The organism is Sporomusa sp. (assembly GCF_057736855.1).
Genome location: NZ_JBYKYF010000073.1, coordinates 1 through 11,398, shown reverse-complemented (window position 1 = coordinate 11,398; position 11,398 = coordinate 1). Strand labels below are relative to the sequence as shown.

The 11,398-nt window shown below is 44.6% G+C and carries 11 protein-coding genes; 2 read left to right on the top strand and 9 right to left on the bottom strand.

Features of this window, described 5'->3' with window-relative positions; all coding sequences use genetic code 11:
* The 5 genes from AC29Z1_RS06800 to AC29Z1_RS06780 form a co-directional block, all read right to left on the bottom strand.
* Positions 1 to 1,157, bottom strand: a 1,157-nt coding sequence (locus tag AC29Z1_RS06800; RefSeq protein ID WP_488270705.1) for a (Fe-S)-binding protein, incomplete at its 3' end; no start/stop codon positions are given.
* Positions 1,158 to 2,321 (bottom strand): FAD-binding oxidoreductase, encoded by a 1,164-nt coding sequence (locus AC29Z1_RS06795; RefSeq protein WP_488270704.1) that lies wholly within the window; start codon positions 2,319 to 2,321, stop codon positions 1,158 to 1,160.
* A gap of 217 nt (positions 2,322 to 2,538) precedes the next feature.
* Entirely contained in the window at positions 2,539 to 4,119 is a 1,581-nt protein-coding gene (gene serA / locus AC29Z1_RS06790; protein ID WP_488270703.1) for a phosphoglycerate dehydrogenase, read from the bottom strand.
* 519 nt (positions 4,120 to 4,638) lie between these two features.
* Positions 4,639 to 5,322 (bottom strand): Crp/Fnr family transcriptional regulator, encoded by a 684-nt coding sequence (locus AC29Z1_RS06785; RefSeq protein WP_488270702.1) that lies wholly within the window; start codon positions 5,320 to 5,322, stop codon positions 4,639 to 4,641.
* Between the two features lie 375 nt (positions 5,323 to 5,697).
* On the bottom strand, positions 5,698 to 5,871 hold the full coding sequence (locus AC29Z1_RS06780) for a ferredoxin family protein (RefSeq protein WP_488270701.1): 174 nt from the start codon (positions 5,869 to 5,871) through the stop codon (positions 5,698 to 5,700).
* A 232-nt stretch (positions 5,872 to 6,103) separates the two neighbouring features.
* Here AC29Z1_RS06780 and AC29Z1_RS06775 point away from each other — a divergent pair, with 232 nt between their 5' ends.
* Positions 6,104 to 7,657, top strand: a complete 1,554-nt coding sequence (locus AC29Z1_RS06775; protein WP_488270700.1) for a glycoside hydrolase family 26 protein — start codon at positions 6,104 to 6,106, stop codon at positions 7,655 to 7,657.
* Positions 7,658 to 7,660: 3 nt separating this feature from the next.
* Here the strand turns inward: AC29Z1_RS06775 and AC29Z1_RS06770 are convergent, their stop codons facing one another.
* On the bottom strand, positions 7,661 to 9,268 hold the full coding sequence (locus AC29Z1_RS06770; RefSeq protein WP_488270699.1) for a GGDEF domain-containing protein: 1,608 nt from the start codon (positions 9,266 to 9,268) through the stop codon (positions 7,661 to 7,663).
* Between the two features lie 261 nt (positions 9,269 to 9,529).
* Between AC29Z1_RS06770 and AC29Z1_RS06765 the strand changes: the two genes are divergently transcribed.
* A complete protein-coding gene (locus AC29Z1_RS06765) occupies positions 9,530 to 10,111 on the top strand; it encodes a hypothetical protein (RefSeq protein ID WP_488270698.1) in 582 nt (193 codons plus the stop codon).
* Positions 10,112 to 10,194: 83 nt separating this feature from the next.
* Here the strand turns inward: AC29Z1_RS06765 and AC29Z1_RS06760 are convergent, their stop codons facing one another.
* The 3 genes from AC29Z1_RS06760 to AC29Z1_RS06750 all read right to left on the bottom strand — a co-directional run.
* Positions 10,195 to 10,545, bottom strand: a complete 351-nt coding sequence (locus AC29Z1_RS06760) for a hypothetical protein (RefSeq protein ID WP_488270697.1) — start codon at positions 10,543 to 10,545, stop codon at positions 10,195 to 10,197.
* 5 nt (positions 10,546 to 10,550) lie between these two features.
* On the bottom strand, positions 10,551 to 11,210 hold the full coding sequence (locus AC29Z1_RS06755; protein WP_488270696.1) for an N-formylglutamate amidohydrolase: 660 nt from the start codon (positions 11,208 to 11,210) through the stop codon (positions 10,551 to 10,553).
* Positions 11,207 to 11,398: hypothetical protein (locus tag AC29Z1_RS06750; RefSeq protein WP_488270695.1), on the bottom strand; the 192-nt coding region annotated here is incomplete at its 5' end. The genes AC29Z1_RS06750 and AC29Z1_RS06755, both read right to left, overlap by 4 nt.

Sequence of the window (11,398 nt, the reverse complement as noted above, 5' to 3'; positions counted from 1 at the left end):
GTAGCCAGAATTTCGGCACCTGTCGTTTCTGCGTTATCCAGTTTCCAATCGTTAATACTTCTGGCAATATCATAATAGGCCATACTGAAGGTGCCGCCGGCGCCGCAACATTTGGCCGCCTCCTTCATTTCTACATAGGTTACACCAGGAATGGCTTGTAAGAGCTGGCGCGGCTCTCGCGATACGCCCATGCCTCGGACTAAGTGACAGGGGTCATGGTAGGTAATGGTAGCCCGTACTTCTTTAAGATTCTGTTTCATCCCCATTTCGGCTACGAACTGGGTAATATCTTTGACTTTGGGAACCAGCCTTTCCCACATGTTTTGCACGGCAGGATCCTCAATTATGCTGCCATATTCGTGTTTTAAGGCGGCTCCGCATGAGGCGCAGCCGGTGATAATAGCATCATACTGGCTAGCTGCCAATAGTTTTACATTTTCTTCTGCTAGATACCGCCCCACCTGGTAATCGCCAGAGGTAAAAGCTGGTGTCCCACAGCAGCTCTGTTGGGCTGGAATAACCACTTCCACATCATGGGCTGTAAGGATTTTAACAATAGCTTCGCCGGATTCAGGATACACGTAATTGAGCATGCAGCCGCTAAAAAATGCCACTCTCCCTTTAGGAGACTGTACCTTGTTAATTTCCGGCAGTCGGCTTCTTAGCGGCGAAGTGGCTAAGGGCGGAATGATACGCCGTTGGCTAAGTCCGGCCCCTGGCAGGGGAATCCGTGCCACTTTTCCTCTGCCGTCAGGAGCATCTTTTAAGACCAGCCCTTGGAATACTGCCCCTAGCTTAAGTCCCAGATCAAACAGCCGGCGATAAGTCAAACCGTTAAAAATTAGCTTTTTGACCAGCGGCAATCCGTTGTTAGCTACCAATACCCGCCTGGCACTTAAAAATAACTCATCGGTTTTTACCCCTGAAGGACAGCCAGTAGTACAGGCTTTACAAAGTAAGCACTTGGACATCCTGGCCTGCAATTCAGGAGTCAGCGTTACATTCCCTTCAATGACAGCTTCCAGCAATTTAACTTTACCTCTGGCAGTGGTATTTTCATTATCAACAGCCTGAAATACCGGGCAAACGGAGCGGCAGTTGCCACAACGAATGCACTTAACCAGTTGTTTTTGCCACTTGGCATAATGCCGCTCCATTTACTTCACCTCCTGGCAGTTCAGGGGATTCAATATGTGCTTAGGGTCAAAAGCATCCTTGATCTGCCGCTCAAGTTCTGCCAAAAGGCCGCTCTGGTATTTTCCCGTCAAACGCTTATATTTGCCGGCAACCACCCCGCCTGCCTGCGTAAGGACTGCGGCAAGCTCCTCAATAAAGGCATCATCTGGTTTCGGTCCAGCAAACATGAGATTCAGCTTGCCTTCTGCTAGCTGACCAAATAGGCCGGCTTCAACCCCACGGCATCTGGCTAATTCATAAAAACTACGAATGAAATCCGCTTGGTGGGTAAAAGCCATTTTATATTCGTCAGTCAATACATAGTTATTAGTACCACGATATAATTGACTCCACCGAATTGCCATCTGCCCACACCCCTCATAGCTCTCCCGGATTGTGCCTCCATGCTTCGCTAGAAGAATAATAACATTCTGACATTGCTCAGCAACCTCTTCCTGCAATCCGTCAAATTCCAGCAGGACAAGCTGGCCTAGCGACGCCTCTTGCAAAAAAGCCTGCACCTTATTGTCTATCCACAACAAATATGCAGGAACTATACCACTTGCTTTCAAGTCGCTGATAAAAGCCAGCAACTCCTCCAGCTCGTTAAAGGTGGCAGCAAATCCAGTGCGGGTTTCTGGCAAGGGCAGCAACTTTAACAAAAAAGTAACCGTAATACCATAATCGGTATAAGGTGCATTGAAAAATCGGGTAAAATCATAACCAGTAACATTCTTAACGGTTTTGCCACCTGTTTTCAAAATCTCACCGTCAGGCAGTACAATCTCCGAGCCTAGCAAAAAATGCTTGGCACTCCCGTATTTGAGACTTGACAGATTGGAACAACCTTCATAAAACAACTGGCCCACGGTTTTGTCCTGATAAAAGGGAGTATCAGCTGGAACAAACCGCAAGCCCTGCTGCGCCAGTCTGCTTGCCAGTGTGCCAAGAAGAACACCAGGCCCAACGACGGCAACAAGGTTAGCAACATCAATTTCCATGATTTCATCTAACCCGGATAAATCGATAGTTACTCCCTCCATTTTGCCTGACCGGTATGTATATATGGGACTGCCGGTAGCGGCTGCTGTCCGCACTATATACCGTAGTTCCTCGATGGTTCGGGGAGTCACTGATTGGCTCACGCAAAGCCCTCCTTTACAGGCATTCTCTCACTGCTTATGAATAGTGGCAAAATAGGTACCACCATTACGTCATTACTGACAAACTATGGATTCTGTCAACTTCTGATTGTCTCTGAAGATGCTAAAAAAACACTCAGTAAGAGTGTTTTTTTAGCTTCAGACATCTGTACAGTGCGCTATCGTCCCAGTTTACCAAAACCTAACGATCTGTCGCCGATTATAATTTCACAAAACGAACCCGCAGAATACCTTCAATACCTCCGAGGAATTCCAAAGTCTCTTTCGAAACTTCAGAGTCCACAGTCAGTACCATCATAGCTTGTTGTTCTGTGAGTTTGCGTCCAAGCTGCATTGTGGCGATATTGACCTTGCCTACCCCCAATAAAGTTCCCATTTGTCCTACAACACCTGGTTTATCGATATTTTCCGCGATCAACATATAAGGAGCAGGATGCACATCAAATTCATAGCCATTGATTTCGACGATCCGTAGTTCCCCTAAACCGAAGATCGTGCCACTGATGGAAAACTCCCGGCCTTTTGATTTAACCTTGACAGTAATCAAAGTCAGATAATTTTCCACTTTCGATTCTTTGCTTTCGGTTACGGTAACGCCTCTACTTTTAGCGATCACACTGGCATTAACATAATTTATGCGTTCTTTAAGGACAGGTTCAAACAATCCCTTCAGTATAGCCAAAGTAATCACCGAGGTTTCCATAGCAGCAACTTCGCCTCTGTAGATAATCTCCACTTTATCTACAGCTTCTTTTTCCAGTTGGTAATACATCTTGCCAAGGGTTTCACCCAGCTTCAGGTAGGCTTTGATGGCATCCAGCTCCTGTGATGGCAAGGTAGGCAGATTGACAGCGTTTGGCACCATTTCCCCCCTTAGCGCAGCAATTACTTCTTGGGCCACGGTTATACCAACATTATCCTGAGCTTCGACAGTATCAGCACCGGCGTGCGGTGTCACGATAACATTGTCTAAGTCTAACAGGGGCGAAATGGCCTGCGGTTCCCCTTCAGGTACGTCAACAGCTGCAAATCTGACAATTTTTGCTTTTATTGCCTCTATCAGCGCCTCCTCATTGACAATACCGGCTCGGGCGCAATTGATGACCGTCATCCCCTTTTTTGCCACCTTAAACTGCTCTTTGCCAATCATCCCATAAGTTTCTTCCGTCTTGGGGGTATGCACGGTAAGAATATCACATTTTCTCATCAAGTCTTCCAATTTTTCTTGTTTCTCTACCCCTAGGTTCTTGAACCGGCTTTCGCTAATATATGGATCATAAGCAATAATATTCATTCCAAACGATTTCAGTCGGGTGGCTACCAGTGAGCCAATGCGCCCCAGACCCACAATGCCTACGGTTTTTCCCTGAAGTTCCATGCCTTTAAGACCAGTACGATCCCAAATCCGATCTTTGAGACGATTGTGAAGCTGCGGAATATTACGGCAAGTAGCAAGCAACAGGCCAATAGTCAGTTCAGCCGCAGACACGACATTAGATTCCGGGGTATTGACAACAATAATCCCGCGTTTGGTAGCACCATTCATTTCAATATTGTCAACACCATTACCTGCACGTCCTACTACCTTTAGCCGCGTAGCTTTCTGATATAATTCTTCGTTGACTTTCGTATTGCTTCTAACAATCAGGGCATCATATTCACCAATGATCGCCAATAATTCCTCGCGCGATAGGTTAGGCTTTACATCAACAATGGCGCCTTCTTGCGTAAGTTTTTCAATTCCCTTTTGAGCAATTGGTTCGCTAACTAATACTCTCATACATTTTCCTCCATTTTTCTTATCTGATATTCATTCGATTTCCACCGACCAGGCTGTCAGAACCTTTACCGTCCTGCGCCCTATCAGCATACGATTTACCTGCTGATAATAAAAAACTCACCCCAATCGAATTGGGGCGAGTTTTGCACCCGCGTTGCCACCCAGCTTAGACCGGAAACAATACATGTGCGCATAAAACAAAAAGTTCTCTATCCCTTTAGGGACGAGAACTATTCCCGCGTTGCCACCCATGTTGCCTTCCGGCCAACTTTATCCGCTGTACAGGGCGGAACCCCCCTGATTCATCACCAGACACTCCCAGGCGGAACCTTCATGGTCGGTGTACCGGCTCGCACCAACCGCCGGTTCTCTGAACACCTTGCATTCGGCTTCCTGTTCATCATGTTAAATATGAACTTACATTGATTATACTGTGTACACTAAGATAAGTCAAGTGTCTTTTATCAAAAGCGATGCTTTATATATCTTTTTTAATATATGCTGAAAACGGTAGTAACATTACATTTCCTGATAACGGTTAAGGCGTTTTTCATCCAAAATAACAATTTGCTGATCAATAAAATCTATAACTTTATCTTTTTTCATGGAACTAAGAACCCGGCTGGCAGTTTCCCTGGTTGTCCCCACCAAATTGGCTAAATCCTGACGGGTTATATCAATATCAATCCGAACTCCTCCAGGTACTTGTTGACCATACTGCTGAGCCAACCTGCCAAGAATTTGAGCGGTGCGGGCAAACGTGTCTGATAACGCAAGGGTTTTTATCTTCATTTGCGCATGAAGCAATTTCTTGCTCATGACTCTGATGATATGTAGAGCGATACGGGGGTTTTCGACAATTACGCTTTCCAGATCCGTATTTTTTATAATACCGACGACCGAATCTTCTAAAGCTACTGCCGTAGCCGGATAGGGTCCACGGTTAAAGAGCAGTACTTCAGCAAATACTTCACCTGGCCCTAAAATATTGATAATATGCTCTCTGCCGTCCTGAGCCATTTTTACAATTTTTACTTTACCACTTTTAACGTAATGGAAACCTTCGCCAGGCTCGCCTTCCATAAAGATAATCATATTCTTTTTGTAGCGACGTTCAATCGTGACCTTGTTAATGGCTGTCAAATCAGCCGGGTCCAGTTCTTCGAAAATCGGAAGGTGTTTTAAATATTCCAATTCTACCATGTGCATCGCTCCTCTTCATGAAGACTGTCGAACTGAAGTAATTCCATGTCTTGTATTGTAACATAAAATACAAGTCTTACATAGTGTTGGCGCCGCTTACAACCACCATGGAATGGCAACATTTTCGTTCATATGTACATAAGCATAACCTGATTTATACCATATAGTTCTAAGCAAATAGTATATATTCCAACAAAAAAACCAGCTTTGAAAGCTGGCCTTTTTTGTCTACAAAATGTAGAATTACATTCTGTTGATGTAGAAATAACTATGGCTTCTGCCGCGACGCGCCATCCACGGTATTAGGTAAAACCGGACCATGGAGGGCATAACGATTCTACCAAGCTACAAAGCGGTACAGCTTAATCAAATTACCTATTCCTCTGGATGAATAGCCTCAACTGGACAGACAGAAGCACAAGCGCCGCAATCAATACAAAGCGCGGGATCAATTACATACTGAGTATCCCCTGGTGAGATAGCCTCAACCGGACATACGGATGCACAGGAACCACATTGGATGCAGTCAGAGTTAATTTTATGTGCCACATTTCTTCCCTCCTTTTTCGGCAATGCCAGTGTTCAACCAGCCTTCACCGTAAATATACTCCTAAACAACCTACTGCGTCTGTGACAAAAATCATAGTCTTGCTGAACAGACTTGATTTATATGATAGTATTTGCACTTTCGCGGCTTTTAGGAGACAGTTATTAAGGAAATTATTGCATATTTACGATATAATCATAGTGTTTCACCAAACCTATATAAAAGGAGAGTATTATGCACAAGATGTACCAGCTACTATTAGCAATACTTATAGCGGCAGTTTTATCAATCCCCGCGAATGCGACGACTATTGTTAACGGCCAGTATAGCTCCCTCCCACCAGGGCCTGATGATGATGTAAAGGAAATCACCTATGTTGATAGCCACTACGAACGCCTAACTGATTATGCGAATGGTTATTCTCTGCTAGTCCCCAACGGTCTTAGGGTTGATGCCTCACGCTCGCCTGTAGTTACTGTGCTGGAAAATGATTCTTTGCGTATTGAAATCTTTTATGATAATTTCTCCGGCACATCTACTACCAGCAGCGACTATATGAGCTACAGCAACAGGTTCATCAACAATACCCGTTACCATACCCGACTTTATGAAAATACTTACCGACAAAATGGCTTTCTGATTCACCGTTTGCACTGGACACGTCCTAAACTTGTACATGTTCCTAATGACAAGAACTATTATGCCAGCATCGAGTTGGCTAAAAATGCCAAAGAGGTTTATACCGTTTTTATAAAATCAACCACACCTATTGAAAATGCTGAAACAATGGCCGCTAGCTTTCGACTAGTGGCCCGTCAGGGTACACCTCGTTTTGCTATGTCGTTTCTAAAGGAACATACGCCACTTAATGCTGAAACCCGCGCCTTTTATGACAAATTTTTTAGCATAAACAGCCCGCAGCGTTGGGGAATTTTTGAACCAAGCGCCCCACAGACCTTTGAGAAGCTGGATATGCTGGAAAAGCAGCTCAACTATATTTTCCCAATCCTGGTAAGGTACCAATCACTGGATAAAAATCTACCCATCCTTGCTCTTATATCTGCATATAAACGGGGCAGAGTTGCTGAACTTACTCTTCAGACCAGCCATAACTTTACCGATAGCACAGGAGTTATGTATGACATTTTGTCCGGAAAGTATGATGATTATTTCCAGCTTTATGCCCAACAGCTAATAGCTTTCGGCCATCCTGTACTATTTAGGCTAAACAACGAAATGAATGGTGACTGGTGTTCTTATTCCGCCTTTCATTACAGTAAGGACGCACAACTATACCAAGCCATGTGGCGGCACATCCGCCGCATATTTGATGATCAAGGCGTAGACAATGTGCTATGGGTATGGAATCCGCACGACTTATCTTTCCCTAACTTTAAGTGGAATCATTATCTGATGTATTATCCAGGCGATGAGTATGTCGATATTATCGGACTGACAGGCTATAATACTGGGACGTATTTTCCCGGAGAAAAATGGCGAGAATTTAGCCAGATTTACCCGGACATGTATGCCGAATATGACAAACATTTTGCCAAGCCATTTATGATTACTGAGTTCGGTTCCAATTCCGTCGGCGGCGACAAAGTAGCATGGCTGAAAACAATGCTTAAAGAAATAAGCCTACTGCCTAAAATCAAAGTGGCTATCTGGTGGAATGGTATCGACTGGGATGCTTTCGGTCAGCCTGGACGCATTTATCTTTTAGACGAAACTGAGGAAACAACAGCCGCATTCCGTCAGGGACTACAGCAATTTAGCCGCGAATAACCCTTATGACCGTTCGCGATTACGTTTGATGGAGCACATAATAAACCTTCTGGCTTCTACCCGGTTTACTGATTTATAACGCTGCATATCGCGTTCGGCTCGCTTCCAGACATTTCGCAAGTCTTCCGCCATGTCAGCAACTGCCGCCCCAATCGTTAGGCATAACGGCACTTCCGGGTTATGTAAGTTATGGGAATCCATATGGTTTTTAATATTTTTCTTGATATCTTCCGCCATCCCTGGCATAGTATTGGTAAGCAACACAACAAATTTGTCCCCATCCACACGGGCTGCCATACATTCTGGACCAGCCACGGTCTTAATAATACCGGCTGTAGCCATGATGGCAGCATCCCCAATTTCTTTACCCAAAAATTCATTAATAACTTTCAGGCCATCAATACTTAGAACAAGCATGATAGTATCAGGCTGTCCTTTACGGACAGCTATTCTTTTTTCAAATTCATGCTGCGAATATAAGCCAGTCATGGCATCTATAGCAGGAAGTACCGAAGTAGCAGGGTGACTGTCATACGGTTGCGAACTATAAGAATTCGGTAACACAACCTTCTCTGCCGGGGAGATGCGATCCATCCAGGTGTCTTTTGGCATTGTCGGTGGTTCGTACGATTGTTCGCCTGTTTGGGGCTTATAGGCCTTAGCCGCGATAGCCTTGTCTATTATGGCAGCAGGCGTTGCATCGGAAGTTGAAGTCGGCTGCGGTCTTGTTGCGGTAGATTCACTTGCGACAGCAGCTACAGATCGTTTACTAGCCAATGCAAGTTCTTGCTGCAGTATAGCTATTAATTCATCTTGTTTTGCCACAGATTTTTCCGTTGTTTCAGGCTTAAGAAACTGAGTAAGGGCTGTCGGTTGGCACATAACCCCAGACTGCAGTCTGTCTTTAGGTATTTCCAGACAAGCAGCAGTCTGTGCCCGCGAACGTCGCCAACAGTATACTATCAATAACAGCGGAATGATTCCAGCTGCGTATACGCTTCCCAACCATGTCAGCCAGCGCTTTAACGGCAGTTCGCCACCCTCGATTTCAGGAACAAATTTAGCTGCCATTGCTGCTATGTCATCTTGACGCAAGACACCGTACACAATGCCTGTTACTCTTTCGTATACAGTAACAGGTACTGCCAATACGGTAACATTTCCACTCTGCAACCACTCGTCTCCCGCGACTTCCCCCTTGTATTCCTTCCCAGCAACAGCTTCGACAAAATAAGTACTGTCAGCAATATTCCGGCCTACACGGCCAGTGGTTTCTACTCGAACTCTGCCCTTGGTGTCGGCATACCCTAACGCTAAAAAGCCTGTTTTAGCCGTAATAAACGAATCAAAGTCAGAAGCCATGGTATATCGATCACCAAACATCACCGAATTTAACTTAGCCAGTCCTCTTACTAAAGCAGCCTGGCTTTCCAGCCAGGCTGTAGCCGCTTCAGCCCTAAGGCGGGCATGTTCTTCTGTTCGAACCTGCTGTAAGGTGTTAGCCTGCTGATGCTCAACATAAATCACTCCGGCGCTGGCCATAAGCGGCAGTAATATAGCCACAATAACTAAAAATATGACAAACTTACTAACATTACTTTCTCTTATCATATATCCTCCTGCCTGTTCCGTGCTTATTAACCTTGGTCTTTTCAGTTTTCTGTATCTTGCTTCATACATATTAGTACATATTATTCAGCAGCTGGGCATACACATTAATAGTTATACATCTGAACTATTTTCTCTTATTAGTAAATTGCGAACCCGTTATCTCCTGTCTGTATGTAATATTTCACATATACCACAAATATCCTGCCTTTAACCTCTAGTCTTGCCCAGCATAAAATATATTAAATATGGGAGGTGAATACAGTGGCTCTGTTCCGTGCCTATAAAAAGTCACCTAAAAGTAAGGTTTTAGCCGAAACAACTACTGCCAACTCAGAACTATGTCCCAATCATCCGGATTTATTACTTCTGCGAGATGCCGCTGCCGATGAGCGAACCGCTATTGCGTTTTATCTTGAGGCTGCAAGAGAATCTTGCCTACAACTATTTCTGGATATCGCCTCAGACGAAATGCAACATTTTGCGCAGCTAATGCAAATGGTCTCATGTCTGGACCCCGTACAGGCCCAAAGTTTCAGGGATGCAGGTCTTGGCGCATTAACAATCACACGCCCGCCGCTTAGACCCAAAAATAAAAACAAAAAAATAGAAGATCCCCACGGTATCCTGCCTGATCGCCCAGAAATGGTAACTGTAAACTTTTTGACTAGGGCGGTCGTCGATGAATTACAGGCAATCAATAAATATCAGCGCTACATGCAGATTGCAGAAGATCAAACAGTAGCGCGCCTGTTTTGTCACATAATGAATTCAGAAAAGGAACATCTTGCCGAACTTACCGCTGCCTTGTTTGAGCTTACAAATGAGCCACTACCAGTTGAATAGGCACGTGTAGAAAAACCAATGCAATGACCCAGTAAAAGTTACTCCTATAGCGCGTCGCAAGCAGAAAGGATAGGTTAAATAACCTATCCTTTCTGCTTGCTGCCACGTTGTACAGGCTGTTTTCCCGCCTGTCCGTCCTTGACTTTGGCAGGAATGGCTGTAAGCATAACCTGATTACCTTGACAAGATACTTTTATCTGATAATCAATAATTCCTTCTTTGTACATATTAAATTTAAGTTCTAACAAGGCTTTACCGACAGCTTCTTTCAATTCTGGAGTAAAATATGCGCTGTTAATATCATCTGCCGGTTCCTTCCTGGATTTAACAGAGGGACGAACAGGCTCTTCCTCCAATGCAGTCTCAAAGGTTGGCTCTTCTACCCAACCTTTTAACATCTCAGCGTCGCTGAGATTTTTCTTGATTTTTCGCAACTTGATTACCTCCTGGAAAACGTATCACTAAACTCTGCTACTACATCGGCTAATACGTCAATAACCTCCTGCCTGTAATGTTCTCTAAGCGTCCGGGATATTTCCACCTGAAAAGCATTATAATTCTTCCCATACCCTGCGTATCGACTCCCTTCCCCCCAACGATGTGCCGCCAGCGACTGATTACCCACCCAATGTTTATCAAATACAATTTTCGTCCCTGGCAAAACTTCTTGGATTCGAGCTCTTAAGGTTTCCCCAAACCATTTTCTAACCCTGACTGAGCAGGTTTTACCGTAAATGGTACCGACTTCAATACTAAATGGCCCATGGACCTGGTCCTTCATTCCATGAATGCCAACATGCAGGTATGGTCTTGCCAAATGGTTGCTACCTGGTGCCAATAATCCCAAACTATATAGAAACTGGCTGATTACATCCCGATATTCCCACACTGCTTCATCATTCCCCTGACCAGGCGGCCGGTTAAGGTCGGCAATGGTACGCGAGACAATGCCAATAATACCAGCACAACCAGTTTGGGCCATAATTCCGGTCACAATCTCATCCGTAAAACGGTCGGCCCGCGGTGAAGCAGCATGTACGGCATCAACATGGCAGTATTGATTACCAAAAGCGTATTTAATATAATTGCCGGTTTTCAATAATTCCCGCCCTCCTGCAAATCTCTAAGATGCAAGAATATTGTTTGTCCTGTGTAAACCGGATATTCTCGTAAATTCTTTACCAATCCATGCAAATCCTGCAAAGAAAAAGGGGCTGTCGCGTTAAGACAGTCCCCAAATAGAAAAAACTGCAACCAGTTACTTCTGGCTGCAGTTTTTTTGTTGTA